This is a genomic window from Microbacterium sp. (assembly GCF_051860965.1).
Classification (GTDB): Bacteria; Actinomycetota; Actinomycetes; order Actinomycetales; family Microbacteriaceae; genus Microbacterium.
Map to the genome: position 1 here is coordinate 67499 of NZ_JBIMKU010000009.1, position 26272 is coordinate 93770.

The window sequence follows — 26272 nt, forward strand, 5'->3', positions numbered from 1 at the left end:
GGAGACGATATGAAGTACTTCACTGCAGTGGTGGAGGTTTCGAAGCGCGGCAACATGTCGGGCGACGAGGTCGACGCCATCATGGATCGGCTCGCCGGGCATCCGGTGTCGCTCAGCGTGACCCCTCGCGGGTATCAGGCGGCACGGATCACTCTGCCGGCCGACAACATCGCCCAGGCTGCCACGGGGGCGCTGCTGGCTGTCACGCACGGGTTCGGGATCGGCCTCGACGGCGCTGTGAGCATCGAGCTCGCAGACGAGGACGAGATGGGACGCCGGGACGGGGCTCAGCACGTGCCCGAGCTCGTCGGCCCGGTCGAAGCGGCCGCGCTGATCGGCGTGAGCCCTCAGCGCGTCCGCCAGATGATCGACGAGGGCAAGATCGCCGCACACCGCGTCGGCGAGCGCTCGATCGTTCTGGTGCGGTCGGAGGTCCTCGCTGCGGCCGCGAGCAAGCAGGACGGGATCCCCGGGTTGGGGTCGGTGCTGCGTGAGCTCGGGCTCGAGGCGCGGGACGTGCTCGCGACGCCGTTGCACACTCGGGCTCCGGAGTATCGGTGGTCGTCTGCCGGTCAGGAGTTCGAGTCGGAGGAGCCGCCTCCCCCGGATGCGGAGGATCCTCGACGCAGGATCGTGGACCGCTACCGGTTCCGGGTGCCCGGCGAGCATGATGGCGGGGTGGTCGAGGTCGAGAACGGCACTGTCGTGACGACGTTCGATCGCTCTCGGTTCGGCGACTGGCTGCCGTTCCCCTGATAGTCCTTTCCTTGTGACAGTGAGGCCCCCGTCGACGTGATGTCGACGGGGGCCTCTGCTTTGGGTCGAGCGGTCAGGTGTCCTCGGCGAGCGCGTCAGTCGGCGGCGTGTCGCGGCTGGAGAGATGTCTTGTGAGTACCTGGCGGGCATCGTCGGGCGTGGCGCCGTATGAGCGGTTCGCTGTGCCGCGGGCGACTTTGGTGGTGGCGCTGGTGTTCTCGTCGTGCTGCTCGAGCGCCGTCGACGACGGATGAGGCCCAGCCGCAGCTGCACGTGGCGCTGGTCTCGGTCGAGCTCTTTGCGTTGTGCCTGCCGACCATGCCGCCCGGCATCGATGGAAGGGCGTACACCGTGAGTTCGTGGGTTTCTTGCTCGTCCATGACGTTCATTCTGCCTCGGCTGGGCCAGTCCTCGCCGCCTCCGACTCGTCGGCGGGGCCGAAGACTGTGAGGCGACGCCCGCACCCGGGGCAAACGGTCCCGGACCACCAGATGCCGCTCTGGGTGTGCAGCTTTCCGCAGTGGCAGCGGAAGAACTCTGCGGCCATTACGTGCTCGCTGCGGGTTCGGCGGACGGCGTGTCGCTCGTGATAAGCGGGAGGAGGTCGCCGTAGTCGTCGTCGGCGATCGCGAGGGTGACGACTCGGTCTTCGAAGCCGGTCCAGATGCTCATGTCGATGCCGAGGTCGAGCGCAACCGAGTACGGGCACTTCCGGAGATCTGCGTAGGCGAGTGTGCACTGACGGGAGTGGAGGATGTACACCCGCTGCTCGGCGCTGATGGCTCGGCCGAGGTGGTCACGCTCGTGGCGTTTCGCTCCGACGATCGCTTCGATCTTGTCGGCGGGCTCGAGGCGGCTCATGATGCGTCCTTCGGTAGTTCGGCGATGCGGGCGAGGAGCTGGTCGAGGAATGTGGGGTCTGCGCGGTGGGCGACGCCGAGGAGCTCGCTGATGATGCCGGCGGCGCCGTCGGCGTTCATGAGGTACAGCTGCGATCGGCGTTCGGTGCTGTGGTTGACGCGGCCGCCGAGCTCGAGCGCGATGATGGTCTCGGCTCCGGTCTGGCGGATGGCGCCGACGACGGCGACGGACGTCGTGTCGAGCAGCACGGCTTCGGTGGTGTCGATGAGTGCGTCGCCGACGCCGAATGCGGATCCGCCGATGATGGCGCCCATCAGAGCACGCTCCCTTGGTTGCCTCGTCGGGCGTCGAATCGGTCTTGCGCCTGGCGGAGCGTGAGGTGGGTCCTGACGTCCGGGATGCAGGTGCAACTGCCTCCCCAGAAGTCGAAGTACTTCCCGGGCCGTCCGCCGTGTGCAGCGTGGAGCTCGCGGAGGAGCCATTCATACTGGTGCTGGTAGTGCTGGGGCGAGGGCGGCGCGGGGCGGGGCTCGGTGGCGTCCAGGAGGGCTCTGACGTCGGCCGGGTAGATCTGGACGTCTCCGAGGGTGCTGTCGAGCCAATCGCGTAGCCGCTCGCGTGCACCCTCGGGCGTGGGGTTGTCGTTCATGCGGTGGTCTCCTTCTCGCCAGCGAGCGCGGCGATCGCTCGGTCGTGGTCGGCTCGACAGTGCGGATCCGCGCAGGCCATTAGGAAGGCGTTGGTTTCGGTGAGGCGGATGTCGGGGATGAGGGTGTCTGCCCATTGGCGCAGGGATGGGGCGTGCTCGATGATCAATCGGATCGCGTCGGCGTGGGCGTAGGTCGCACGGGGCAGGCCGTAGCGCACGGCGTAGAGGACGGCCCATGGGTCGACGAACACTCGTGCCCGCTCGGCCGCGTCGGGTGTTTGTAGGTAGTCGCGCCCGTGCTTGACGGCGTTGGTGACCATGGCGACGAGTCGTTCGCGGTACACCGTCGCGGACTCGTGATCGCCCATGAAGGCGGCGACGTAGCGTTCCGCGAGTTCGGCTGGGGTTTCGGTGTTCGTCATGCTGCGGTGTCCTGTTCGTCGTTGGGGGTGGTGATGCCGAGGATCTGGCGTGCGAGGCGCTTGGCTCGGGCGGGGTCGGCGGTGGAGTTGTTGAACAGCTGCCCGTCCTTGGACATCAGGCGTTCGGACTGCTGGCGTTTGATGCCGAGCACTTCCATGAGGGCGGGGTCGGATCCGTCGTCGGTGACGAGGAAGTAGGCGACGGCGGGCGTGTGTTCGTCCATGCCGTCGCGGCGGAGTCGGCCGATGGCCTGCTCGTGGACTTGGGGTGACCAGTCGAGCTCGGCGAACACGCCGACGGACGCGACCTTCTGCAGGCCGTCGACGCCGGACCCTGAGCGGAGCGACATGATCAGGACGCGGCATTGCTCGTCGACGTCGGTCTTGGACGCGGCGGGGTCATTCGGGTCGATGTACGGGGCTTTGAATGCGGCTTCTGCGGCGGCCTTCTGCTTGGGCGTCTCGCTGCCGGTGTAGAGCAGCGGGTGGTAGTCGGCGAGGCGGTCGAGGAGGATCTCGTAGACGTCGCGGTGCCAGCCCCAGATGATGATCTTCTGTTCGGACTGCAGGAGGAGCTTGCAGAATTCGGCGACGAACGGGGCCTTGGCGACGCCGGTGGCTTGCCGCATGAGCCAGTCGATCTCCCCCGCGGCCTGGAACCGGTCTTGCCGGTCGGCGCTGTCGTCGAGGATCATGCGGGCCAGTGCGGCCGCGTCGTCCTTCACCTCGGCGAGCGCTTCGGGGTCGTGGTCGACGTGCATGGTGTGCTTGATGGTTTTGGGGAGTTCGCGGCCGACTTCGGTGCGTGTGCGGGCGAGGAGGAAGCCGGTTTCGCGGAGGTAGGAGCCGAGGGCGTGGGGGTCTTTGACGATGGCGCGGCCGTTGGACATCGTGGCGCCGCCCCATTCGCGGAGGAATTCGTCGCGGGATCCGAGGACGGAGGGGTCGATGATGTCGGCGATGTTCCAGATCTCGGAGCCGTAGTTGTAGACGGGGGTGGCGGTGGCGCCGATGACGTAGGTGGCTTTCTCGGCGACCTGTGCGGCGGCTTTGCCTTTCTCGGTGGCGTCGGCGCCGCGGCGGAGCTCTTGGGCTTCGTCGAAGGCGACGGTGCGGATGTGGGGTGCGAGGGCGCCGGCCCAGCCGTGGAGCTTGCTGTAGGGGACGATGGTGACGTCGGCGAGGATGCCGTCGAAGATCGTGCTGGGTGGGATGGTGCTCTTGGCGACGTGGGTGGTGAGGTCGGGGAAGGCTTCCTCGAGCTCGGTGAGCCAGCGTGGCGGCAGGTGCGTGGGTGGGACGATGAGCGCCGGCAGCGCGTCCGGCAGTGTGGTGGTCAGCAGGGTGGTGAACGTCTTGCCGAGGCCGACCTCGTCGCCGAGGAGGATGCGGCCGCGGGCTTTCACCATCTGCAGCGCCTGCAGCTGATACGCACGCGGCGTCTTCTGCACGGTGGCGGGGATGCGTGGCTTGCGGGCGCGGCCTGCGACGATCTTGCCGATCTGGGCTTCGATGGTGCGGTGCTCTTCGGAGCAGCTGGTGAGCATCTGCTCGGACTCGGGGTCGGTGGGGGTGGCGGGGAACCGTTCGAAGAACCAGGCGATGTCGCGGGCGATCTCGATGGTGTGGCGGACGGTGATGTAGGTGGTGCGGGACTGTTCGACGCGGCCGAGTACTCGCTTCGCTCGAGCGCGGACGGCCGGCTCGAGGTCGAGCAACCAGGTCGCCGGCGCGACCGTGATCAGGCGGCCCGTCGCGGGCGTCATCATGGTTTCGGCGGGGAGGAACGTGTAGGTGCCGTAGGTCCTCACAGGCCGGCCTCCACGAGCGTGCAGAGAACGACCGGCTTCCCGTTGATGAGCGGCGGGATGCGGTGGTGGCTGGCCTTGGTGGTGACCAGGAGCAGCTCGTGCACCTCAGTGCTGTCGGCGTAGCGGGTGAGCTGCCGGGTGACGTCGACGAGGGATCCGCCGATCTTCACTTCGACGGCCACGGAGACTGACTGCCACGCCAATGGTCCGCGCATGTCGATGAGGAAGTCGACGCGGTCCGTCTTGCTGAGGCGGTACTCGCGGGCGGCGACGATGATCGGCGATGGGGCGTCTTCGATGGCGAGGCGGTCCCAGATCGCGTTCTGCAGCTGCATCTCGGTGACGGTGGACATGCTCTCCGCGAGGATCCAGTCGCGCAGAGCACGCGCCCCGTAGCCGTCGTACTGTTCAGGCATCGGGAGTCTCCTCGGCAGGTGGGGCGACCGGCCAGCGGTCGGATTCGGTCGTGAAGAGGTGCCACATGTGGCCGACGTGTCCGTCGTCGAGGGTGGTGGTCGTGACCGCTTCGACCTCACGGAGATCTCCGTCCAGTGACCTGGTCGTCCAGGTGCTGTCGACGGTGGTGCGCGGGCTCTCTCGGATCGCGTTGAGGACTCCGGCCGCGACAACACTGATCAGTTGGTCTCGGTGGATGGAGACCTTCACACCCCGAGCGCCGCGTTCGGCGTCGACGAATCCTTGGACGTGGATGATGTCAGGCATCGGGGGTCTCCTCGGGCTTGGGCTGTCCGTCGGCGGTGTAGCCGTTCATGGCGTTGACCAGCTGCGCGACGCGCTGCGTCTCGAGGGCGCGGGCCCACTCGTGAGGGCCGGGCGTGTAGGCGTCGGTCGTGGCGATCCGGATCGGGCGGGTGGTGGTGCGGAGGGTGCGGCTCGGCTTGGACGCGATGACGATGCTCGCGGGGTTGATCTCGTTCGTCTTCGCGAAGTCCTTCGCCTGCTCGGCGGTCATCATGCACAGCCAGAGAGGCTCGATGGGCGCCGGCGTCTCGACGGGCTTCGGTGGCGGGTTGAGCGCCGCGGTGAGGTCGATGCCGAGGTCGGCGGCGAGCTCGAGCATCGGGCCGCGGCCGACCCACTGCACGTTGCAGCTGCGGCACTTCACGCCCTCTTCGTCGCGCCAGTCGCGTTCGAAGCCGACGAGCGCGTACTGGCGGATCTCGATGCCGTCCGCGTTGGTGCGGTGGATCTGCTTCCACCCGCACTCCGGGCACGCGTAGGGGATCTCAGCGCGCTCGGGCGGGTAGAAGTGATCCATGATCCGGGTGCGCCAGTCGTCGAGCTTCGCGTGGAGCTGATCGAACTGCAGCTGGGTGACCTCGTCCGCGGCCGCGTCGACAGCGAGCTCCACGTACCAGGCGACGAGCAGCTCCTCCGGTGAGCCCTTCGCGGTGCGGCCGGTCCCCTGCTCGAACAGCAGACCGATCCTGCCGACGAGGAACTCGTACAGCGTGAGCGCGGCCGCGTTGATCGGCGAGCGCTCGTTGGCGGGCTTGCCGCGGCCGCCGAGCCCTCCGTCACCGTCGGGGGTGATGTTGGTGCGCAGCTGGTGGATGAGGCTGTGCTGGATGAGGTTGCCGTGTGGGCGGATGGTGTCGTCGCGGGTGGTGATGGCCAGGAGCCGGACGATGTTGGCGATGTCGTCGAGCGTGACCGGTGCTGCGGTGGTGGTGTCGGTCACCGGCGTCCGCCTCGCTTCAGCCATCCGCGTCGAGCTCCGTCTTGGATCGTCTGTTCGAGCTGGACGATGGTCTCCTCCTGCTGGTTGGCGAGGTCGGCCGCGACGTCGAGGTCCTGCTCGATGCCGGCGAGCGCTTCGAGCTGGGTGGTGGCTTCGTCCCATCGGCGGAGGACGACGGGGAGTGCCCGGGTGAGAGTGTCGTTGTCGCGTCGGAGATCTCGGACATGTGCGCTGAGTGCGGCGAGCTCCGCGATCTTCTCTGCGAGCTGGGCTGCCAGGCGGGCGTTGTCTTCCTCGAGGCGCGCGGCGAGGGTGCGCGCTCGTCCGACGTCTTCGGGGATGGTGACGTCGGCCCACTCCGGACTCTGGTCGCGGCGCAGCTGGAGAAGCGTCTCGGATTCAAGCGGCGTCGGTGCGGCGATACGTTCCCGGGTCTCGTCAAGCACTTCGGCGATGTGCTCGAACCGCGCGACCTCTTCCTCTGCCGCCGGGACTGCGGGGATCTTCCCGTCGGTCAACCACATGCTCGCGCCGCACGTGCATTCGCAGGGCCCGCTCCACAGGGGACTGTCGTCGCGCGGCGAGTAGAGCACGTAGGGGCGCGGTGGAATCAGGTCGGCGTTCTTCATGATCGGCATGCCCTGGGGGTTGTCCCAGATGTGGACGTGCGGCGTTTCCGTAGGCTCGGGGGCGGTGCTACCGGGCGACTCCTGTTCGCTCGCGGGTGGTCCCGCTGATGCCGGCTCACCGCCCCCGAGGGTTTGGGGTGACGTGAGCGCTGCGACGACGTCGTCGACGCCGATGGAGCCGACGAGGCCGAGACCGTCGTCCGGGCGGAGTGTCGTCGGTGCGAGGGGCACGTCGAGGTCGGCGGGGTTCACGCCGTCGGCGACCAGGTCGTCGCGTTCGGATGCGAGCTTGCGGCCCTGTTCGAGCAGCTCGTCGGGCGCGATCGCGTCGTGGATGAAGGAGGACATCTGCTCAGGGCTGGGGTGCGCGAGCTGGTAGGCGCGGAGCGCGGCCTGCGGGATGCGTCCGGTGACGGGAACGTCGTGCCCGTGCTCTCGCGACCAGGTGCGGATCTCCTGCAGCTTCGCCTTCTTCTGGCTGTAGGTGAGGCCGGTGGTGAACTGCTCGGCCGTGAGCACCTCAGCGGGTGCGGCGGTCGGCTTACTTTTCTTACGCGGCTTCGGGGTGGGCTGCTCGTCGACGGGCATGGGGGCCTCCGATTCGGGAGTGGGCTCAGGGGTAGGTGCCGGCTTCGGGGTGGGCTGCTTGCCGGCGTGGATGGTGGTGAGCAGCGACGACTCGAGGGTGATGTCACGCGATGGCCGGGTCGGCGCCGGCGGCGGCACGTGCGGATCCTCCTTGAGCGCCTCGGCGATCTCGGCGGGCTTGAGGCCGTCCTTCACGAGGCGCTTGTAGCGGTAGTCGCCGGCGGCGAGCGCCTTCGCTCGCTTGCAGGAGAGTCCGTGTTCGACGCCGGCGGGGCAGGACCCGCCGCGGCATCCGCCGTCGTATCCCTCGACGGTGCCGTGGGGGTAGCCGTCCTCCCAGAGGTCGGCGCCGCTCATGATCCGACGACTCCGGTGAGGCGGATGACGATGGCGGCGACGCTGCTGGCGAGGCAGACGATGACGAGGAGCATGAATGCCGGCGGCACCTTGAGTTCGAACGGCGATCGCTGTGTGGGGACGTGGGTGCTGCGGCGGCGGCCGCGGTGAGCGGCCTGTCGACGGTGGGCTTGGGTGAGGGTGGGATCGTTCATGGGGTGGGTGCTTTCTTGGGGAGGTTGTTGAGGGTGGTGGTCCACCGGATGCGGTGGTTGCCACTGTTGGAGGCGACGAGGGTGACCTCGGGCTTGAGGGTGCGGATGATCCAGCGGCGCCGGCCGATCATGACGACGTCGCCGACCTGCCAGCTCTTGTCCTTGACGGTGAGCTTCGATGGCTTCCGGTACGGGCCGCGGCTCATACGTGGTGGCCGTCCTCGTCGATGACGTTGCGGAACGTGGGCGGCCCGTAGATCGGCTCGACCTTGGGGCGGCCCTTCGAGTCGCGGACGTGCAGGAGGGTCCGCTCCCCCACGATCGGGCGTGAGGCGAGGAGGACCGGGCGGAGGTAGGCGAACCACTCCCGGGCCGACATCCGTCCGGTGAGCGGTGCCTGGGGCTTCGTTGCGCGGCGAGCGCGGCTTTCGTACAGGCGGCGCAGCTGGCGGAAGCCGCGGCCCGAGGTCGCGATGAGCTTGTCGACCTCCTCGGCGTCGTGCTGATCGGCCGCCCCGTCCTGGATGGCGAGTTTCTGCAGGTCGGCGTGGGTGGGCTGCTCGGGGTTCACTTGGCGGCATTCTTTCGGTTCTTGTCTGCGGCGGTGACGATGCGCTGCTCGACGTCGGCGAGCGTGTAGCCCCATGCCTGCAGCTGGCGGAGGTAGGGGGCGAGGCGGAGGTCCTGGCCGAAGCCGACTGCCTTCGGGTTGCCGGCGACTTCCTCCGTGCGGCCGATCGCCACGGCGAGCGCGAGGCGCATGTGGTCGGTGCGGTCGGAGAGGAATGCGTGGACCTCGCCTTCTTGCATGGTGCGGAAGTACTCGCCGGTCTCGGGGTTCTTGGTGTGCGTGGTGCTGTCGAGCGGGTGGCTGAGGAGGTGCTCGGCGGTGAAGCGGACGCCGTTGCCGTACTGGTCGCTGAGGTTGCCGGGTGCGTGCCAGAGGGTGGCGGTGATCCAGGCGATCGCGTCGTCGGGGAAGCGGCGTGCTGTGGGGGCGAGGAGGGTGTCGCGGATCCAGGTGCGGCGTACGACGGTGGCGTCGATCATCTCGGCCTTGTCGGTGCGCTTCTGGCGGCGGGCTGCTTTCTCTTCGTCGGTGAGCGGGCCCTTTGCTGCGCCGCTGTTGTCGTAGTAGCTGGCGAGGCCGTGTTTCTTGTGGTCCTTGACGCACCAGGTGGCGCGGGCCTCGTCGCCGTGGCTGGTGGTGTCGATCCAGACCGCGCGACCTTCGATGGTCGCGAGGTCGTCCACGGTGAGGCGGGTTCGCTTCTCGTCATCAGCTCGCCAGAGCTCGTCGACGCGTGCGTAACCGTTGGGCGGTCCGTACTGGTAGGTGTTCGGGTCGCGGAAGAGGACCTCGAAGCCCTCGGCCTTCGCCTTGTCGGCGATCGACTGCCCGTGTCGGCGGCGGGCCTCGGCGCTGCGGAGTCGCTGGGCCACGTGCTCGAGCTGATCGGGTCGTTCGGCGGCGATCGCCTGCAGCTCGTCGACGGCGGTCTTGTTGTCTTCGAACTCGACGAGGATGGCGGCCTGGTCGAGGGTGAGCTGGTGCTTCTCGATCGCGGCGATCGCGGTCTGGGAGTCGGCGACCTTGAGCGCGGTGGTGATGCGGGCCTTGGGGCTGTTCGTCTTGCGGGCGATCTGGTCTTCGCTGACGCCGATGAGCGCGAGCTGCTTGTAGGCGGCGGAGGACTCGTCGTCGCCGAGCGCGGTGCGCTGTTCGTTCTCGGCAAGCTGGGTGAGGATCCGCAGTTCCTCGGCGCGGTCGCCTTCGGCGTCGACCTTCGGCTTGATGACGACGGGCACGAGTGGCCAGCCGATCTCGAGTGCGGCGGAGACGCGGCGCTGTCCGATGGTGATGTGGGTCTTGCCGTCCTCCTGATAGCCGACGGGGTACTGCTCGAAGCCGTAGACGCGGATGGAGGAGACGAAGCTCTTGTCGAGGTTGATCTTCGTGCGGACGTTGGGGTCGATGATCAGGTCGCCGGCGGGGATCTTCTGGATGGTGCCGGTGTCGGCGGTGGTCGGGTCGTACGTGATCGCCATGGGGGCGGTCCCTTCTGTGGGTGGTGGGTGGGGGTGGTGCGGTCTATCGGGTGAGGCGTTTGGCGGCTTTGCGGCGGAGGGCGTTGGTGAGCATCGGGTTGATGCGGAGGGCGTCTTCGAGCCAGATGAGCCGGCCGAGGAGGATGTAGTAGCGGGCCGGGGTGATGCCGAGTTGGCGTGGGATCTCGGCTTCCTTGCGGCTCGTGTGGGTGCGGTGCTTCTCTTCGAACGCGAGCAGCTCCTCGTCGGTCGGACGCGGTGGCCGGACGGGCTTCGGGGTGCGCAGGAGAGCCATCACGCACCTCCGTTCGCGAGCTCGAGGAGCACGTCGGCGTGGCAGGGCTGGTCGAGCGCACACCAGCAGGCGAGGTCCTTGCCGCGCAGAGAGGCGATCGCGTCGTGCCAGCGCTGCACGGCGGCGACGTCGTCCGGGTGATCGTCGGGTGCGGCGGGTGAGGTCCTCGTGGCCATGAGGTCGCGATAGCAGGCAACGGCGATGGCCGGCGTGGTGCGGATCATCGCGATCTCGTGGTCGAGCGTCGTGACCTGGATCTCTTCGCCCACGTGGAACGGGTTGCCCCAGATGGTGGCTCTGTCGACGCGCACGGCGTCGGGGTTCTCGGCCCGCCACGGGCGGTTGCGTGTCATCTGGATCCGACCGGGCATCAGAACTCCTCCGCCTGGTCGAGGCCGCGGACGTGGAAGGTGAAGCCGGGGCCGGTGAGGAGCCCGTCGGCCTTGTGCCAGTGGCGGATGTCGGCGCGGGGCTTGACCATGAAGTCGGGGGTGTCGTCGGTGACGACGCCGGCGTCGACGAGCGCGTCGAACATGGGCTTCTCGAGCTGGCCGAGGTTGTCGCGATCGCGCCGTCGAGGGATGTCGATCCACCAGACGAGCTGCGCTTCGCAGCGGCCGAGGGCGGGGATGCCGGCCTTGCGGATCGAGTAGCCGGTGATGGTGCGGATGTCGCGGACCTTGCGGGCGTGCGCTCGGTGGCCGCCGCGGGAGCCGTTCATCGGGAGGGGGTTCTTCTCCCAGGGGAAGTAGATGATCCACGACAGCGGTGTCGGGTGCAGGTTGCCGCCGACCTCGAGGTCGGTGCGCGGGGTGTGCTCGGCCATCAGAACGCTCGCCCCTGCTCGGCGTAGGCGATCGCCTCGTAGGCGATCTCGTCGGCGCGGAGGAGCCAGCGGCCGCGCTGACGTTCGCTGTGCTTGACCGTGTTGCGGATCGCGGCGATGACGTACGCCGTGCGATCGAGGACGGGTCCGGGTGCCTCAGCGAGGATCTCGGCGGCGAGGCGGTGGAGCTGCTCGTCGTCGAACGTCGTCGGCATCCAAGGGCCGACCGACGCGAACACATCCGCCGGCTGGAACGGCTTGCCGTGCGTCGCGCTAACCGTTGCCGGAGTGATTCCCGGTCCGGTCCCCCCGGCGAGCGCCCGTGCTCCTGTGGTGACGTCTGAGACCTGACCGGTGTTAACTTCCGGTTCTTTCCGGTTCTCTATACCGGCAGCAGTTTGCCGGTTACCCCCCTGATTTCTGCCGGTTGCCTCACCGGCAGAATCTGCCGGTTGCCACGAGTTATCCACAGCTGGCGGGCGGCAGCCGAGCCGGTAGTCGTCGCTCTTGCGACCGCCACCGAGGCCTCCTCTTCGGCGGCGTTGGATGAGGCCTCGCTCCTCGAGTGCGGTGAGCATGTCGCGGACCTGGCGTTCGGAGACGGAGGCCCGCTCGGCGATGTACGCCTGCTTCGGGTCGCAGCGGAGCGTCTCGCCGTTCTCGCAGTCGGCGAGCGCGAGGAGGACGATCTTCTCGTTGGGGGGAAGCTTCTGTTCGAAGGCCCAGGAGAGTGCGTAGAGGCTCATGCGCGGCCTCCTGCGCACCAGGAGTGGTGCGTGCTGATCGCGATGGTGACGAGGGTGGCGAGGGCTTCGGATCGGTCCTCGGGGGTGTAGTGCTCGAGGGTGCCGATGAGGGCTGTGACGGTGTCGACGTCGGCGTTGGCGGAGGCGGTGGCGATCTGCTTCACGTTGCGGATGACGGGCGGCTCGTGGCTGTGGATCCCGCCGAGGGCGAAGAGGCGTTCGGTGTGCTCGACGGGGATGCCGAGGGCGCGAGCTTGCTGGTCAAATGCGGTGCGGAGGTTCTCTCCGATGAGGCCGGCGTAGAAGGTGCAGGTGCCCTCGAAATAGGGCCAGCTGCGGCCGGCGATCTTGGCGACGCGAGCGGCGGCTTTCCTGGCGTGCTTGCCGCGGCCGTGGAACAGGTCACCGCAGATCTCGTTGAGGTCACCGGCGAGGTCGGCGGCTTGCACGAGGGTGAGGCGGTCGCAGTCGGTCATCGGTGGTCTCCGTACAGGTGGCGTGCTTCGCGGCGTGCGAAGCGGTAGGCGGCGTCGAGGTGGGCGAATCTCGTGGGCGTGACGTTGAGCAGCGGGGAGCCGTCTGCAGCGCGGCCGCGGTAGGTGTAGACGGCCCAGACCGTGCTGCGGCCGAGGGCTTCGGCGAGGTCGCCGGCGGGCTCGAGGCGGACGTACCAGCGGGTGACGGCGTCGGTGCGGGCACGCTTCTGTGCCGTCTCCTCGTCGCGGCGTCGCTCGGCCTCTCGGCGTTGGAACGCCCAGCCCATCTCGCTGGGCTCTCTCGCCGGCATCAGTCGCCTCCTGGGAGGACGCCGGTGATCGCCCACGACGCGAGAGGCTCGTCGGCGATGATCTTGTCGAGGTCGGTGGCGACGGCGCGGTGCAAGCCGATCGTTCCCCGGATCTCGTCGGTGCCGGGATTGGTGTCGGGGTTGGCTCGCTCGACGACGGTGACGATGTCCTCGAGCTGCGCGGCGATCGAGCGGAGGTTCTCGGCGTACGCCTGCACGCGCTCCTCGAGCGAGCTCACGAGCCGACTCGTTCGGTCGTGCCGTCCCAGACGAACTCGGCGACGGGCCGGTGCATCCCGCATCCGACGCAGTAGGTGGATCCGTAGAACAGCGGGTTGCGGGCGTACGTCTCGGCGATCGCCTCGCTCATCCTGGTGACCGCGCCGCAGCTGGCCTGGTCGTGGACGTACGAGCGGCGCACGGGACGCACGAAGCCCTTCGCCCGCTCCTCCTCGCTGAGGATCAGGTAGACCTCGTTCTGCGGTGCCGGCTCCTGGTCGGCGCCGTGGCCGAGTCGCGGGTCGGTCGGGTCGGTGGTGTGCTCGCTCATGTCGACTCCTCGTCGAAGGGGTGGTCGGGTGGTGGTGTCAGTTGCCGCTGAGGAGTGCCGTGACGGCGGCCTCAGCTATCACGGGCGGCCCGAAGATGAGCCCCGCGAGGACGACGAAGGTGAGCAGCCAGGTGCCGAGCGTGGGGGTATCCGCGTCGGGCTTGTGGGTGGTGGGCATGGTGGTCTCCGTCAGTCGAAGAGGGTGGCTTGGGTGGTCGCCGGCACCGGGGCGTGCGTGTTGAGCGCATGGAGCGTGCGGCGCAGCTCGGCGAGGCCGGCGGGCGTGACGTAGATCTGCGGGTAGGTGCGGCGGCGCTGCCTGTTGGCGGCGGGGATGGTGACGTCGCGGAGGGTGAGCCAGCCGTTGCGGCGGGCGAGGGTGGTCATCTGCCAGTCGCCGGCCTCCCGGTCGATCCAGCCGATGTGGTGCATGTGGGCGAAGAGCGACGTGCGGCCGATGCTGATGGCCGGGTCGGCGTCGAGCAGCTCGGCGGCGCGGCGCACGGGGTGGGATCCGATGAAGCCGGGGATGTGCTGCGCCTGGTCGAGTACTTCGTCGATGAGCAGCTCGTCGACGGTGTCGCTGAGCCACTCGAGGAACGCGGCTGCGGTGGCTGTGCCTTCGAACTCACAGCGTGACACGGCGTCTTCGAGCGGGTAGTACGGGTTGCCGGCGTGCTCGAACCAGTCGTCGTCGAGGAGCTGCTCACCGCGACCCCAGGGCGGGATCCCGGCGAGCTGCTCGACCTGGTCGGCGCGGACGAAGACCCGGTCGCGCTCGACGAGGATGTGGAGGTTGCCGTGCCCGAGCCATCTGGGGATGAGCTGACGGGTGGGTGCGAGCTCGACCATGACCGTCACCGCTCGTCCTCGAGCGACGACCACGTCGAGTCGAGAATCACCTGGTCCTCCGACTGGTGACCCGACACCGTCGGGCGCCCCGGCCGTCTCGCGCCCGAGCTCACGATCGCGGCGATCGCCATGGCGATCGCGACGACGGCGAGGGTGATCGCGATCACGGAGAGGACGACGTCGAGGCTCATGCGAGAGCGTCCGGGTGCGCGGCCTGCAGGCGCGTCACGAGCGCTCCGCCTTCCGGCTCCACGCGAACAGTCCGGCGCCGAGTCCGAGGATCCCGAGTGCCCAGAGGATCGTGGGCAGCGAGTCGGAGCCCGATTCGGCGAGGCCGGGTGCCGGGGGATTCGGGACCCCGGCACCCGGGGTGCCCGAGCTGGGGACCTCGGGCTTCGGCGGCTGGGGAACCGCCGGGACTGTGGGGGTGGGGGTCGGCGTGGGCTCGCCGCTCGGCGTGGGCTCGGGCGTCGGCGTCGGGGTGGGCTCGGGCTCGGGTTCGCAGGCCGGCGTCGAGTACTCCTCGTAGCGCCAGGAGCGCACCCAGCCGTGGTCCTCCCCTGCCGACAGGAAGCCGTCAGCGGCGAGCGCGTCGGTCCGGGCCTTCTCCTCGTAGGTGCCGTACGGGTAGGTGTCGATCTGCAGAGTGACGGTCGTGCCGCACGGGAGCGCGGCGAGGTTCTCGTCCGAGGCGACCGGCTGCGGCCAGGTCACGTTCGACGACGTGCCGCCGTTCGGGAGGATCCACGCGATGTCTACGGTCGCGGGGGCTCCGATCGTCAGAGCGATGCTGAGGGCGGCCGCCCCTGCGGCGAGCGCGGTCACGCGGCACGCTCCACGAGGTCGACCTTGATCTCGAAGCCCGCAGCATCTGCGATACGTGAGAGCTCCTCGAGCGTGGGCACGACGTCGCCGTTGAGGCGCCGGCTCACCGCCGACTGCGACATCCCGGCCGCCGCGGCGATCTCTTCCTGACTCTTCCGCTGGCGGAAGATCTCGACGCGGAGATCCTCAACTACCCGCTGAACGCTTGATTCCGTTGCCATGTGGCACACAGTACCCGCTCAGCGCTTAATCGCCAAGGCCTGATTTACCCACGGCGTGTCGCATCCAGCATTCTCACGGGATAATCACCCGCTCAGCGCTTGACGTGCCCGCTGTCTCGGCAGTAGCTTCGTGCCATGACCAACAACGTGAACCCGCTCATCACGCCCGGGGGGGCACGCGACGAGATCGCAGGCGCAATCCGGGCTCACCTTGCAGTACGCCGCATCAGCGACAGCGCGCTCGGCCGCGCCATCGGGATGTCTCAGTCCAAGATCAGCCGCCGCACGAACGGGGAGATCGCGTTCGACACTGACGACCTGGGGCGCATCGCCCGGTATCTCGGTCTGAGCGTGGTCGATCTCATCCAGATGCCGAGCTTTGGGGTGGGCCCTGCCGGGTTCGAACCGACGACATCCACGGTGTAAACGTGGCGCTCTACCAGCTGAGCTAAAGGCCCGTCGCGTTCGAGTCTAGAGTGCCGACGTCGCATCCGACGGCCTGTCGACATGAGTAGGCTAGTCGGCGGTGCGTTGTGCGCGGCCGACAAAGCCGCGCCCGCTTCCGTTGAGATTCCCTGGCATGATCTGCCAGATAGCGAAAGGTCTTCCGTGACTGTCAACGACCAGGATCCGTACTCGCAGGACGACCTCGACAGCGATCCCGAAGAGACGTCGGAGTGGCAGGAGTCGCTCGACCAGCTCGTCCGCGCGAAGGGTCACGCCCGTGGTCGCGAGATCATGCTGAGCCTGCTCAAGACGTCGCACGATCTGCACCTCGGGGTGCCGATGGTGCCGACGACCGACTACCTCAACACGATCGCCCCCGAGAACGAGCCCGAGTTCCCCGGCGACGAGGAGCTCGAGCGTCGCTTCCGTCGCTGGCTGCGGTGGAACGCCGCCGTCACGGTGCACCGTGCACAGCGTCCCGGCATCGGCGTGGGCGGCCACATCTCGACCTACGCGTCGTCGGCGGCCCTGTACGAGGTCGGCTTCAACCACTTCTTCCGTGGTCACGACCACCCGTCGGGCGGCGACCAGATCTTCATCCAGGGCCACGCCTCGCCCGGCGCGTATGCCCGAGGCTTCCTCGAGGGACGGCTCACCGAGCAGCAGCTCGACGGGTTCCGTCAGGAGAAGTCGGCCGCGCCGAACGGCATCCCGTCGTACCCCCACCCGCGCCTGATGCCGGACTTCTGGCAGTTCCCCACGGTGTCGATGGGTCTCGGCCCGATCAACGCCATCTACCAGGCGATGACGAACAAGTACCTCGGCAACCGCGGAATCGCCGACCGCGCCGACTCGCACGTGTGGGCGTTCCTCGGCGACGGCGAGATGGACGAGGTCGAAAGCCGCGGGCAGCTGCAGGTCGCGGCGAACGAGGGTCTCGACAACCTCACGTTCGTCATCAACGCGAACCTCCAGCGCCTCGACGGACCGGTGCGCGGCAACGGCAAGATCATCCAGGAGCTCGAGAGCTTCTTCCGCGGCGCAGGCTGGAACGTCATCAAGGTCGTGTGGGGTCGTGAGTGGGACGACCTGCTCGCCCGCGACACCGACGGCGCGCTGCGCAACCTGATGAACGTGACGCCCGACGGCGACTACCAGACGTTCAAGACCGAGAACGGCGCCTATGTGCGCGAGAACTTCTTCGGGCGCGACGAGCGGGCGCTCGCCCTCGTCAAGGACTACACCGACGATCAGATCTGGAGCCTCAAGCGCGGCGGCCACGACTACCGCAAGGTCTACGCGGCCTACAAGGCGGCCATGGAGCACAAGGGGCAGCCGACCGTCATCATCGCCAAGACGATCAAGGGCTACGGCCTCGGTCCGCACTTCGAGGGGCGCAACGCGACGCACCAGATGAAGAAGATGACGCTGGACGACCTCAAGCTCTTCCGCGACTCGATGCACATCCCGGTGACGGATGCCGAGCTCGAGGAGAACCCGTACGCACCGCCGTACTACAACCCCGGAGCGCAGGACGAGACGATCCAGTACATGCTCGAGCGTCGTCAGGCGCTGGGCGGATTCCTGCCCGAGCGACGCACCCACCACGTGGGTCTGACGCTTCCCGGCGACGACGCGTACGCGCTGCCGAAGAAGGGATCGGGGACGCAGGAGATCGCCACCACGATGGCGTTCGTGCGACTGCTGAAGGACCTCCTTCGCGCGAAGGACTTCGGCCACCGCATCGTGCCGATCATTCCCGACGAGGCGCGCACGTTCGGCATGGACGCCTTCTTCCCGACGGCGAAGATCTACAACCCGAACGGTCAGCACTACACCTCCGTCGACCGCGAGCTGCTCCTGGCCTACAAGGAGAGCCCGCAGGGCCAGATCGTCCACGTCGGCATCAACGAGGCCGGAGCCATGGCGGCGTTCACGGGTATCGGCACGTCGTACGCGACGCACGGCGAGCCGCTCATCCCGGTCTACGTCTTCTACTCGATGTTCGGGTTCCAGCGCACGGGCGACGCCCAGTGGGCGGCGGGCGACCAGATGGCGCGCGGATTCATCGTCGGCGCCACCGCCGGACGCACGACGCTGACAGGCGAGGGCCTGCAGCACGCCGACGGCCACTCGCACCTCCTCGCGTCGACGAACCCCGCGACGGTGTCGTACGACCCCGCCTACGGGTACGAGATCGCGCACATCGTCCGCTCGGGCATCGAGCGGATGTACGGGGGCCAGCATCCTGACCCCGACGTCATGTACTACCTGACGGTGTACAACGAGCCGATCGTCCAGCCGGCCGAGCCCGCGAACGTCGACGTCGAGGGCATCGTCCGCGGCATCCATCGCATCTCGTCGGTGGAAGGCGACGGCCCGCGCGCGCAGATCTTCGCGTCCGGCGTCGGAGTGCCGTGGGCTCTCGAGGCGCAGCAGCTGCTGCGCGAGGACTGGGGCGTGCAGGCGGATGTCTGGTCGGTGACGTCGTGGACGGAGCTCCGCCGCGACGGTCTCGCCGCCGACGAGCACAACTTCCTCTACCCGCACGAGGAGCCGCGCACGGCCTACCTGACCGAGAAGATCCGCGACGTTCCCGGGCCCGTGATCGCGGTGAGCGACTACATGCACGCGGTCCAGGATCAGATCCGTCCGTGGGTGCCGAACAACTTCGCGACGCTCGGTGCGGACGGCTTCGGGTTCTCCGACACGCGCGCGGCCGCCCGCCGCTTCTTCAAGATCGACGGGCCGTCGATCGTCGTGCGGACGCTGCAGGCGCTGGCCGACGAGGGTGCGGTCGACCGGGGTCTCGCGGCGCAGGCGATCGAGAAGTACCGTCTGCACGACGTGACAGCCGGTACGAGCGGGAACGCGGGCGGCGAGAGCTGACCGCCCCCATGCCCGGCGCTCCCGAGATGGACAAGGCCGAGACGCTCGCGTGGCTGCGACGCATCTCGGGCGACCTCGCGACAGCCACGATCCAGCGGCTGGAAGACACCCTGCCCTGGTACGCCGACATGCCGCCTGCGCGGCGGTCAGCCGTCGGACTCGTCGCCCAGGCGGGAATCTCGTCGTTCATCCAGTGGTACGACGACCCCACCTCGACCCCGTGGATCGCCGCAGACATCTTCGCGGCCGCACCGCGCGAACTGCTGCGCAGCGTGAGTCTGCAGCAGACGCTGCAGCTCATCCGCGTCACGGTGGGGGTCACCGAGGAGCGCGTCGCGAACAAGGGTGCGAGCATCCGCGACGCCATCCTCCTGTACTCGCGCGACGTGGCCTTCGCGGCGGCGGACGTCTACGCCCGTGCCGCCGAGGCGCGAGGACTGTGGGATGCCCGGCTCGAGGCGCTCGTCGTCGACTCGATCCTCACCGGCGAAGCAGATGAAGAGCTGCCGAGCCGGATCGCGGCACTGGGCTGGCACGGTCACGGCGAGGTGTCGGTGCTCGTCGGCACGACTCCCCCGCAGTTCGACGTGGACCAGCTGCGCCGCACGGCGCGCAAGCTCGGGGTCGACGTGCTCATCGGCGTGCAGGGCTCGCGCCTCGTCCTCGTGATCGGGCGCGCAGACACGTCGCAGCGCGACGACATCGAGGTCGACCTCGCGTTCCTCGAGATCGCGAAGCGCCTCGAGCCCGGATTCGGCGCGGGTCACCTGGTGCTCGGCCCGGCCGTCCCTGCGCTCGTCGACGCGAGCCAGAGCGCCCGCGCCGCCCTCGCCGGCTTCGCCGTCGCGCGCGCGTGGCGCCACGCTCCCCGACCCGTCGAAGCAGACGATCTGCTCCCCGAACGCGCGCTGGCGGGTGATCCGCTCGCGAAGATCACGCTCGTGGAGCGCATCTACCGCCCGCTGCAGACCCACAGCGCCGATCTCGTGCTCACGCTCTGGAGCTACCTCGACAACGGTCGATCGCTCGAGGCCACGGCGCGCGAGCTCTTCGTGCATCCCAACACCGTCCGCTACCGCTTGAAGCGGGTGTCCGAGGTCATCGGATGGGATGCCACGGGCGCGCGAGAAGCGCTCATCCTGCAGACAGCGCTCATCCTCGGCTCGGTCGGCTCCGAGGCCACGCGACGACGCGCCCCGGCGCGCCGCGCGCACTAGAGACTGTGCGCCACGCACAAAGCCTCGTCGGATAGTTGTGACATCTCCGCCAGAAGGGTGGACGACATGGATCGGAAAGATGGAACGGTGATCATCGCTGTCTTCCCCGGGCAAGGCTCGCAGTCCCCCGGGTTCCTCGTGCCCTGGCTCGAACGAGCCGGCGCGCGCGAGCAGCTCGAGGCGTACTCCGAGTGGGCGGGCGTCGACCTCGTCGCCGCCGGCACCGAATGGGACGCCGACCGGATCCGCGACACGAAGGTCGCGCAGCCCCTCATCGTCGCTGCGAGCCTCCTGTCGTGGAACGCGATCGACGACCGCTCCGCCGTCGCGGGCGTCGCGGGTCACTCTGTCGGCGAGTTCGCCGCCGCGGCCGCCGCCGGCATCCTCTCGGAAGAGGATGCCCTGCGGCTCGTGGGCCTGCGCGGGCGGGCGATGGCGGATGCCGCGGCCGCGGAGCAGACCGGCATGGCCGCCGTCATCGGCGGGGACGAGGCATCCATCGTCGCCCGTCTCGAGGAGCTCGACCTCACACCGGCGAACTACAACGGCGGCGGTCAGCTCGTCGTCGCCGGCGCGCTCGATGCGCTCGCGACCCTGGCGTCCGAGCCCCCCGCGGGAACCCGCGTCATCCCGCTGCAGGTCGCCGGCGCCTTCCACACGCGCTACATGGCACCGGCCGTCGAGACGCTCCGCGCGGCGGTCGCGGCCACCGCCACGAGCGATCCGCGCCGGAAGATCTGGACCAACCGCGACGGCTCGGCCGTCGATCAGGGCGCCGCCTTCGCCGATCTCCTCGTGGATCAGGTCGCCTCGCCCGTGCGGTGGGACCTCTGCATGACCGCGTTCGGCGACGCCGGGGTCACGGGCATCATCGAGCTCGCGCCGGCCGGCACACTCGCAGGGCTCGCGAAGCGCGCCCTGCGCGGCACGCCGACCGTCGCCGTCAAGACGCCCGACGACCTCGCCGCGGCCCAGACGCTCCTCTCGGGAGGCACCGCATGACCCACGCGCTCATCCAGCCCACGGGCGCCGCCCACACGCGCATCTACGCGTACGGCGCGGCCCGCGGTGAGATCGCCGTCCCGAACGAGGATCTCATCGGACCGATCGACTCCAGCGACGAGTGGATCCGCCAGCGCACGGGCATCGTGACCCGCACGCGCGCGGTGCACGACACCGACGCGATCGATCTGGCCACCGACGCTGCACGCGAGGCGATCGAGAAGTCCGGGGTGGATGCCGCATCCATCGACGCCGTCATCGTCGCGACGATCTCGAATCCGAAGCAGACGCCGTCGGTCTCGGCGATCGTCGCGGACCGCGTGGGCTCGAACCCCGCGGCGGCGTACGACGTCAACGCCGCGTGCGCCGGCTTCGCCTACGGTGTCGCCCAGGCCGATGCGCTGATCCGCGCCGGGGCAGCGCACTACGCGCTCGTCATCGGCACCGAGAAGCTCAGCGACGTCGTCGACCCGGCCGACCGCAGCATCTCGTTCCTGCTCGGCGACGGCGCCGGAGCCGTCGTCGTGGGGCCGAGCGACTTCCCGGGCATCGGCCCGACGATCTGGGGCTCGGACGGCTCGAAGGCCGAGGCCGTCGGCATGAACGGCACGCTGACGCAGTTCCGCGACGGCGAGGTGCCGTGGCCCACCCTGCGTCAGGAGGGTCCGACGGTCTTCCGCTGGGCCGTGTGGGAGATGGTCAAGGTCGCGCGCCAGGCGCTCGAGGCGGCCGGGATCGAGGCATCCGACCTCGCCGCGTTCGTGCCCCACCAGGCCAACATGCGCATCATCGACGAGTTCGCCAAGCAGCTCAAGCTACCGGACACCGTCGTGGTCGGCCGCGACATCGAGACCACCGGCAACACGTCGGCCGCCTCGATCCCCCTCGCGACGCACCGGCTGCTCGAGGAGCACCCCGAGCTGAGCGGCGGACTGGCCCTGCAGATCGGCTTCGGCGCGGGGCTCGTGTTCGGCGCTCAGGTCGTCGTGCTCCCATGACCGCGTCCCGCCCGACTCTAGACTGACAAACGGCCCCATCCGGGCCTCTCGTACCTCAGAAAGAAACAGGAGAATCCCATGGCATTCAGCACTGACGAGGTCCTCGCCGGACTCGCCGAGCTCATCACCGACGAGACCGGCATCTCGTCCGACGAGGTCGCGCTCGAGAAGTCGTTCACCGACGACCTCGACATCGACTCGATCTCGATGATGACGATCGTCGTCAACGCCGAGGAGAAGTTCGGTGTCACGATCCCCGACGACGAGGTCAAGAACCTCAAGACCGTCGGCGACGCCGTCACCTTCATCACGTCCAACCAGGCGTAAGTCGCACCGGTGGGGGTTCGCGCCCCCACCGGACACCTCACGAGGACCCCACGCATGAGCAGCACCCGCATCTTCGTCACCGGCATCGGTGCGACGTCGCCGATCGGCGGCACCGCGACCGACAGCTGGTCGGCGCTCCTGGCCGGAGCATCCGGCGCCCGCACCCTCGAGCACGACTGGGTCGAGCAGTACCAGCTGCCCGTCACGTTCGCCGCCGAGGCGCTCGTGCGGCCCGACACGGTGCTCGAGCGCCCCATCGCGAAGCGCCTCGACCCGTCGTCGCAGCTCGCGCTCGTCGCGGCGATGGAGGCGTGGGCGGATGCCGGCAGCCCCGAGGTGGATCCCGAGCGCCTCGGCGTCGACTTCGCGACCGGGATCGGCGGCGTCTGGACGCTGCTCGACGCCTGGGAGACCCTGAAGGAGAAGGGCCCGCGTCGCGTCATGCCGATGACGGTGCCCATGCTCATGCCCAACGCGGCGGCGGGCAATCTCTCGCTGCACTTCCACGCGCGGGCGTATGCGCGAACGGTCGCGAGCGCCTGCGCATCGAGCACCGAGTCGATCGTGAACGCCGTCGAGCACATCCGTGCCGGCCACGCCGACATCGTGATCGCCGGCGGCACCGAGTCCGCGATCCACCCGATCACCGTCGCGTCGTTCGCGTCGATGCAGGCGCTGTCGCGCCGCAACGACTCCCCCGAGACGGCTTCACGCCCCGGCAGCATCGACCGTGACGGCTTCGTCATGGGCGAGGGAGCCGGCGTGCTCATCCTGGAGTCGGAAGAGCACGCGAAGGCGCGCGGCGCCAAGATCTACGCCGAGGTCGTCGGCGGCGGCGTCACGGCGGACTCGTACCACATCACCGCCAACGACCCCGAAGGCACGGGGGCGGCCCGCGCCGTGCGCATGGCGCTGGCGATGGCGGATGCCTCGCCCGACGACGTCACGCACGTGAACGCGCACGCGACGTCGACGCCCGTCGGCGACCCGAACGAGTACACGGCGCTCAAGGCCGTCTTCGGCGCTCGGATCGACGACATCCCGGTATCGGCCACGAAGGCGTCGACCGGCCATCTGCTGGGCGGTACGGGCGCTCTCGAGGCGATCTTCACGGTGCTCGCCCTGCGCGATCGCGTCGCTCCGCCGACGATCAACATCACCGAGCAGGACCCGGCGGTCCCGTTCCGTCTCTCGGGAGAGCCTCAGGCCCTCGGCGACGGCCCCCAGCTCGCGATCAGCAACTCGTTCGGTTTCGGGGGGCACAACGCCGTGGCGGCCTTCGCCTCGGTCTGAGCCCGAACACCGAAGACGCCCCCGGTGACCCGGGGGCGTCTTTCGTGTCAGGCGGCGATTCGCTTTCGCGTCGTCCGGGACCGTGATCACCGACCGTCGATAGTCGCGCCTCGCTCCGCCTGAGTCAGTGGGCCGTCACCCGACCTTGTGGAGCCACACCACGGGCGCATCGTCGCTCGCATGGCGGAACGGCTCGAGCTCGTCATCCCACGCCGCGCCGAGGGCGATGTGCAGCTCGCGCTGGAGCTCGAAGGCATCGCCCGCCGCGACTTCCATCGCGTAGCGCACGCGGTCCTCGCCGATGACGACGTTGCCCGCCGTGTCGGTCTGCGCGAAGTGGATGCCCAGACCCGGCGTGTGCAACCAGCGTCCGCCGTCGCTGCGGGGCGTCGGGTCCTCGGTCACTTCGAACCGCAGGTGCTCCCAGCCGCGGATCGCGGTCGCGAGCGCCGCGCCCATGCCTGCCGTGCCCTCCCAGTAGAACTCCGCTCGGCGGCTGCCCGCGAGGACGGGCTGCTCCGTCCACTCGAAGCTCACGGCGCGCCCCAGGGCGCGACCGACCGCCCACTCGAGGTGGGGGCACAATGCTCGTGGCGCAGAGTGGATGAAGACCACCCCACGCGCTTGTGGTGTCGCCATGATCTCTCCGTTCCGTCAGGTGCGTCTTCCCCAACGACCTGGGTTCCGGGATCTCGTGGCGTCTTCAGTTGTGCTGGGGCTATTATCGCCCGAAGCGGGCCGGAATGACAAGCGTGTCATTCCGGCCCGCGTGTCGTCGTCCGTGCCGCTCCCGTTCAGGCTCGGAGGGCGAGCGTGAACGGGAGCACCGCGGACGCACCGGCCGACCGGAGTTCGCGGGCTGCCACAGTGAGGGTCCAGCGGCTGTCGGCGATGTCGTCGACCAGGAGCACAGGACCCTCGGGGATGTCGAGCGCTGACGCGTCGAAGCGGTCCCAGAGCCCCGAGAGCCGGTAGACGCTGTTGCCTCCCGGCCGGCCGAGGGGTCCGCCGCCGCGCGTCGGAAGGGAACCGAGGTAGGGCAGTCGCCCCGCGCTCGCGAGGGAGCGTGCGAGGGACTCGACGAGCAAGGGCCGAGCACGTGATGGCACGGAGACCACGGACGCCGGTCGCTGCTCCCAGTCCCAGTCCGCGAGGACGCTGATCGTGGCGTCCCGGAGTGCCGGCGCGATCGCGGCATCCGGCGCGGAACCCTCCAGGAGCGCGCGCAAGGGTCCGCCCCACCCGAGGTCGGTCAACCGGGCGAGGGCACGACCAGGTTCGGCACGCTCGCCGACGGCGATGTTGCCTTTGAGCGGATGCCGAGGCGATCGCCGCCCGTGGGCCACTGGGCACGCGGCTCGATGGGCACGCCGACGCGTTCGAGGGACGCCTCGGCGGACGATGCCGCGTGCTCGTCGATGTCGCTCGGATACCAGGGACCGGCGCAGTTGTCGCAGCGCCCGCAGGGAGCGGCCGTCTCATCATCGAGCGTGCGCTGGAGGAATTCCATGCGGCACGAGCTCGTGCGCTCGTACTCGAGCATGTGCTGCTGCTCGCTCAGTCGGGCCTCGGCGATGCGCTCGTAGCGTTCGGAGTCGTACGTCCACGGCTCCCCGGTCGCGATCCACCCACCGCGCACGCGACGGACGGCGCCGTCGACGTCCAGCACTTTGAGGAGGAGCTCGAGCGGCGTGCGGCGGACATCGACGAGCGCCTCCAGCGCGGGGGTCGAGATCGGCGCCCGCCCCAGTTCGGCGATCACGCGCTCTGCGCGCTCACGGGTCGGCATCGATGCCGTCGCGAAATATCGCCAGATGTCGGGATCTTCGGCTCCGGGGAGGAGGAGGACGTCGGCGTTCTCGGTCGCACGCCCCGCTCGACCCACCTGCTGGTAGTAGGCGACGGCGAAGACGGTGCGCCGATGTGGATGACGAAGCCGAGGTCGGGTTTGTCGAACCCCATTCCGAGCGCGCTCGTGGCGACGAGAGCCTTGACCCTGTTGCCCTTCAACAGCGCTTCGGACTCCTCCCGCTCTGCGGGATCGGTCTGCCCGGTGTAGGCGCGCACATCGTAGCCCGCGTCGCGAAGAAGCCGCGCGACGTCCTGCGCGCCGCTCACCGTGAGGCTGTAGATGATGCCCGACCCCGGCAGTTCGGCGAGGTGGGTGAGCAGCCAGGCAAGACGCGCACGGGCGTCGGGCAGGCGCAGGACTCCCAGCCGCACTGATGCCCGAGCGAGCGGCCCGCGGATCGTGACGACCTCGGCGGATCCGGCGGCGAGCTGCTCGGCGATGTCGGTGACCACGCGGCTGTTCGCCGTGGCGGTGGTGGCGAGGATCGGCACGGCGTCGGGCATTCGCGCGATCAGATCGCCGAGCCGGCGGTAGTCGGGTCGGAAGTGGTGCCCCCAGTCGCTGATGCAGTGCGCCTCGTCGACCACCAGCATTCCCATGCGCTGCACGAGCGACGGCAGCTGCTCGTCACGGAACGCCGCGTTGTTCAGCCGCTCGGGCGACAGCAGCAGAACATCGATCTCGTCGTCCCGCAGCCTGGCGAGGACGTCGTCCCACTCGTGGGCGTTCGTCGAGTTGATGGCGAGGGCCCGCACGCCGGCGCGCTCGGCGGCGGAGATCTGATCGCGCATGAGCGCGAGGAGCGGCGAGACGAGAACGGTCGGGCCGGCCCCCTGCCGGCGCAGCAGCAACGTCGCGACGAAGTACACGGCGGACTTACCCCACCCGGTGCGCTCCACCACGAGTGCGCGGCTGCGGTCGTCGACGAGCGCTTGGACGGCCTCGAACTGACCCTCGTGGAAGTCGGCGTCGTCTCGACCGACGAGCGTGCGCAGCGTCTCGAGGGCAGAGGTCCGGGTGGTGATGCTCATCCGCTCGAGTCTGTCATCCTGCTCCGACACGAGACCCGACCGAGGACGAGGAGTGGCCCCGGTCGATGTCGACCGGGGCCCCACCGCCTGGCAGGT

At 69.1% G+C, this 26272-nt stretch carries 35 protein-coding genes, 1 tRNA gene and 1 pseudogene; 8 read left to right on the forward strand and 29 right to left on the reverse strand.

What is annotated here, in order from left to right; genetic code table 11:
• Positions 1–9 precede the first annotated feature (9 nt).
• Positions 10–756: a helix-turn-helix transcriptional regulator gene (locus tag ACTIFV_RS16540; protein ID WP_439593905.1), complete on the forward strand. Its 747-nt coding sequence runs from the start codon at positions 10–12 to the stop codon at positions 754–756.
• 546 nt (positions 757–1302) lie between these two features.
• On the opposite strand, the gene ACTIFV_RS16545 is transcribed toward ACTIFV_RS16540, so the two are convergent.
• From ACTIFV_RS16545 to ACTIFV_RS16670, 26 genes are read right to left on the reverse strand one after another with little or no spacing between them, the layout of a single operon-like run.
• Complete coding sequence (locus tag ACTIFV_RS16545) at positions 1303–1617, reverse strand: hypothetical protein (protein ID WP_439593906.1); 315 nt, start codon at positions 1615–1617, stop codon at positions 1303–1305.
• Entirely contained in the window at positions 1614–1931 is a 318-nt protein-coding gene (locus tag ACTIFV_RS16550) for a hypothetical protein (protein WP_439593907.1), read from the reverse strand. Before ACTIFV_RS16550 ends, ACTIFV_RS16545 begins: the two co-directional genes overlap by 4 nt.
• Positions 1931–2266, reverse strand: coding sequence for a hypothetical protein (locus tag ACTIFV_RS16555; protein ID WP_439593908.1), 336 nt, complete (start codon positions 2264–2266; stop codon positions 1931–1933). Before ACTIFV_RS16555 ends, ACTIFV_RS16550 begins: the two co-directional genes overlap by 1 nt.
• Positions 2263–2688 carry a hypothetical protein gene (locus ACTIFV_RS16560; RefSeq protein ID WP_439593909.1) on the reverse strand — a complete coding sequence of 142 codons (426 nt, stop codon included), beginning with the start codon at positions 2686–2688 and terminating at the stop codon, positions 2263–2265. The genes ACTIFV_RS16555 and ACTIFV_RS16560 overlap by 4 nt, the downstream gene beginning before the upstream one ends.
• Positions 2685–4499, reverse strand: coding sequence for an SNF2-related protein (locus ACTIFV_RS16565; protein WP_439593910.1), 1815 nt, complete (start codon positions 4497–4499; stop codon positions 2685–2687). The genes ACTIFV_RS16560 and ACTIFV_RS16565 overlap by 4 nt, the downstream gene beginning before the upstream one ends.
• Positions 4496–4915, reverse strand: a complete 420-nt coding sequence (locus ACTIFV_RS16570; RefSeq protein ID WP_439593911.1) for a hypothetical protein — start codon at positions 4913–4915, stop codon at positions 4496–4498. The genes ACTIFV_RS16565 and ACTIFV_RS16570 overlap by 4 nt, the downstream gene beginning before the upstream one ends.
• A complete protein-coding gene (locus ACTIFV_RS16575) occupies positions 4908–5222 on the reverse strand; it encodes a hypothetical protein (protein ID WP_439593912.1) in 315 nt (104 codons plus the stop codon). Before ACTIFV_RS16575 ends, ACTIFV_RS16570 begins: the two co-directional genes overlap by 8 nt.
• Entirely contained in the window at positions 5215–6201 is a 987-nt protein-coding gene (locus ACTIFV_RS16580; protein ID WP_439593913.1) for a hypothetical protein, read from the reverse strand. The genes ACTIFV_RS16575 and ACTIFV_RS16580 overlap by 8 nt, the downstream gene beginning before the upstream one ends.
• A complete protein-coding gene (locus ACTIFV_RS16585; RefSeq protein WP_439593914.1) occupies positions 6198–7775 on the reverse strand; it encodes an Lsr2 family DNA-binding protein in 1578 nt (525 codons plus the stop codon). The genes ACTIFV_RS16580 and ACTIFV_RS16585 overlap by 4 nt, the downstream gene beginning before the upstream one ends.
• Positions 7772–7969 (reverse strand): hypothetical protein, encoded by a 198-nt coding sequence (locus ACTIFV_RS16590; RefSeq protein ID WP_439593915.1) that lies wholly within the window; start codon positions 7967–7969, stop codon positions 7772–7774. The genes ACTIFV_RS16585 and ACTIFV_RS16590 overlap by 4 nt, the downstream gene beginning before the upstream one ends.
• Entirely contained in the window at positions 7966–8175 is a 210-nt protein-coding gene (locus ACTIFV_RS16595; protein WP_439593916.1) for a hypothetical protein, read from the reverse strand. Before ACTIFV_RS16595 ends, ACTIFV_RS16590 begins: the two co-directional genes overlap by 4 nt.
• Positions 8172–8540 carry a hypothetical protein gene (locus ACTIFV_RS16600; RefSeq protein ID WP_439593917.1) on the reverse strand — a complete coding sequence of 123 codons (369 nt, stop codon included), beginning with the start codon at positions 8538–8540 and terminating at the stop codon, positions 8172–8174. The genes ACTIFV_RS16595 and ACTIFV_RS16600 overlap by 4 nt, the downstream gene beginning before the upstream one ends.
• On the reverse strand, positions 8537–10018 hold the full coding sequence (locus ACTIFV_RS16605) for a ParB/RepB/Spo0J family partition protein (protein WP_439593918.1): 1482 nt from the start codon (positions 10016–10018) through the stop codon (positions 8537–8539). The genes ACTIFV_RS16600 and ACTIFV_RS16605 overlap by 4 nt, the downstream gene beginning before the upstream one ends.
• Positions 10019–10061: 43 nt before the next feature.
• Positions 10062–10313, reverse strand: a complete 252-nt coding sequence (locus ACTIFV_RS16610; protein WP_439593919.1) for a DUF3263 domain-containing protein — start codon at positions 10311–10313, stop codon at positions 10062–10064.
• Positions 10313–10684: a DUF4326 domain-containing protein gene (locus ACTIFV_RS16615; RefSeq protein ID WP_439593920.1), complete on the reverse strand. Its 372-nt coding sequence runs from the start codon at positions 10682–10684 to the stop codon at positions 10313–10315. Before ACTIFV_RS16615 ends, ACTIFV_RS16610 begins: the two co-directional genes overlap by 1 nt.
• Positions 10684–11139 carry a hypothetical protein gene (locus ACTIFV_RS16620; RefSeq protein ID WP_439593921.1) on the reverse strand — a complete coding sequence of 152 codons (456 nt, stop codon included), beginning with the start codon at positions 11137–11139 and terminating at the stop codon, positions 10684–10686. Before ACTIFV_RS16620 ends, ACTIFV_RS16615 begins: the two co-directional genes overlap by 1 nt.
• On the reverse strand, positions 11139–11885 hold the full coding sequence (locus tag ACTIFV_RS16625) for a helix-turn-helix domain-containing protein (RefSeq protein ID WP_439593922.1): 747 nt from the start codon (positions 11883–11885) through the stop codon (positions 11139–11141). The genes ACTIFV_RS16620 and ACTIFV_RS16625 overlap by 1 nt, the downstream gene beginning before the upstream one ends.
• The gene (locus ACTIFV_RS16630) at positions 11882–12361 is read right to left on the reverse strand and encodes a hypothetical protein (RefSeq protein ID WP_439593923.1); all 480 of its coding nucleotides are present in this window, start codon (positions 12359–12361) and stop codon (positions 11882–11884) included. Before ACTIFV_RS16630 ends, ACTIFV_RS16625 begins: the two co-directional genes overlap by 4 nt.
• Positions 12358–12672, reverse strand: coding sequence for a hypothetical protein (locus tag ACTIFV_RS16635; RefSeq protein WP_439593924.1), 315 nt, complete (start codon positions 12670–12672; stop codon positions 12358–12360). Before ACTIFV_RS16635 ends, ACTIFV_RS16630 begins: the two co-directional genes overlap by 4 nt.
• On the reverse strand, positions 12672–12911 hold the full coding sequence (locus ACTIFV_RS16640) for a hypothetical protein (protein ID WP_439593925.1): 240 nt from the start codon (positions 12909–12911) through the stop codon (positions 12672–12674). The genes ACTIFV_RS16635 and ACTIFV_RS16640 overlap by 1 nt, the downstream gene beginning before the upstream one ends.
• Positions 12908–13222, reverse strand: a complete 315-nt coding sequence (locus ACTIFV_RS16645; protein WP_439593926.1) for a hypothetical protein — start codon at positions 13220–13222, stop codon at positions 12908–12910. Before ACTIFV_RS16645 ends, ACTIFV_RS16640 begins: the two co-directional genes overlap by 4 nt.
• A gap of 37 nt (positions 13223–13259) precedes the next feature.
• The gene (locus ACTIFV_RS16650; protein ID WP_439593927.1) at positions 13260–13400 is read right to left on the reverse strand and encodes a hypothetical protein; all 141 of its coding nucleotides are present in this window, start codon (positions 13398–13400) and stop codon (positions 13260–13262) included.
• 11 nt (positions 13401–13411) lie between these two features.
• Entirely contained in the window at positions 13412–14074 is a 663-nt protein-coding gene (locus ACTIFV_RS16655; RefSeq protein WP_439593988.1) for a phage antirepressor KilAC domain-containing protein, read from the reverse strand.
• A 5-nt stretch (positions 14075–14079) separates the two neighbouring features.
• Positions 14080–14265: a hypothetical protein gene (locus ACTIFV_RS16660; RefSeq protein WP_439593928.1), complete on the reverse strand. Its 186-nt coding sequence runs from the start codon at positions 14263–14265 to the stop codon at positions 14080–14082.
• A 34-nt stretch (positions 14266–14299) separates the two neighbouring features.
• Entirely contained in the window at positions 14300–14899 is a 600-nt protein-coding gene (locus tag ACTIFV_RS16665; protein ID WP_439593929.1) for a hypothetical protein, read from the reverse strand.
• Entirely contained in the window at positions 14896–15120 is a 225-nt protein-coding gene (locus ACTIFV_RS16670) for a helix-turn-helix domain-containing protein (protein ID WP_439593930.1), read from the reverse strand. The genes ACTIFV_RS16665 and ACTIFV_RS16670 overlap by 4 nt, the downstream gene beginning before the upstream one ends.
• Positions 15121–15255: 135 nt before the next feature.
• Here ACTIFV_RS16670 and ACTIFV_RS16675 point away from each other — a divergent pair, with 135 nt between their 5' ends.
• Entirely contained in the window at positions 15256–15546 is a 291-nt protein-coding gene (locus ACTIFV_RS16675) for a helix-turn-helix domain-containing protein (protein ID WP_439593989.1), read from the forward strand.
• Here ACTIFV_RS16675 and ACTIFV_RS16680 read toward each other — a convergent pair.
• Positions 15506–15578: transfer RNA gene (locus ACTIFV_RS16680), tRNA-Val, on the reverse strand. The two genes, ACTIFV_RS16675 and ACTIFV_RS16680, sit on opposite strands and share 41 nt — an antisense overlap.
• Positions 15579–15729: 151 nt before the next feature.
• Here ACTIFV_RS16680 and aceE point away from each other — a divergent pair.
• The 6 genes from aceE to ACTIFV_RS16710 all read left to right on the forward strand — a co-directional run bounded on the left by aceE (position 15730) and on the right by ACTIFV_RS16710 (position 23293).
• Positions 15730–18456: a pyruvate dehydrogenase (acetyl-transferring), homodimeric type gene (gene aceE, locus ACTIFV_RS16685; RefSeq protein ID WP_439593931.1), complete on the forward strand. Its 2727-nt coding sequence runs from the start codon at positions 15730–15732 to the stop codon at positions 18454–18456.
• Positions 18457–18464: 8 nt separating this feature from the next.
• The gene (locus ACTIFV_RS16690) at positions 18465–19673 is read left to right on the forward strand and encodes a PucR family transcriptional regulator (protein ID WP_439593932.1); all 1209 of its coding nucleotides are present in this window, start codon (positions 18465–18467) and stop codon (positions 19671–19673) included.
• 87 nt (positions 19674–19760) lie between these two features.
• Complete coding sequence (locus ACTIFV_RS16695; protein ID WP_439593990.1) at positions 19761–20675, forward strand: ACP S-malonyltransferase; 915 nt, start codon at positions 19761–19763, stop codon at positions 20673–20675.
• Complete coding sequence (locus tag ACTIFV_RS16700; protein ID WP_439593933.1) at positions 20672–21673, forward strand: beta-ketoacyl-ACP synthase III; 1002 nt, start codon at positions 20672–20674, stop codon at positions 21671–21673. Before ACTIFV_RS16695 ends, ACTIFV_RS16700 begins: the two co-directional genes overlap by 4 nt.
• A gap of 78 nt (positions 21674–21751) precedes the next feature.
• Positions 21752–22000 (forward strand): acyl carrier protein, encoded by a 249-nt coding sequence (locus ACTIFV_RS16705; protein ID WP_439593934.1) that lies wholly within the window; start codon positions 21752–21754, stop codon positions 21998–22000.
• Between the two features lie 54 nt (positions 22001–22054).
• Positions 22055–23293, forward strand: a complete 1239-nt coding sequence (locus ACTIFV_RS16710; protein WP_439593935.1) for a beta-ketoacyl-[acyl-carrier-protein] synthase family protein — start codon at positions 22055–22057, stop codon at positions 23291–23293.
• 135 nt (positions 23294–23428) lie between these two features.
• Here the strand turns inward: ACTIFV_RS16710 and ACTIFV_RS16715 are convergent, their stop codons facing one another.
• Together ACTIFV_RS16715 and ACTIFV_RS16720 are read right to left on the reverse strand one after the other, a co-directional pair.
• Positions 23429–23932, reverse strand: a complete 504-nt coding sequence (locus ACTIFV_RS16715) for a DUF3145 domain-containing protein (protein ID WP_439593936.1) — start codon at positions 23930–23932, stop codon at positions 23429–23431.
• Between the two features lie 155 nt (positions 23933–24087).
• Positions 24088–26176, reverse strand: a pseudogene (locus ACTIFV_RS16720) (RecQ family ATP-dependent DNA helicase).
• Between the last annotated feature and the right edge of the window lie 96 nt (positions 26177–26272).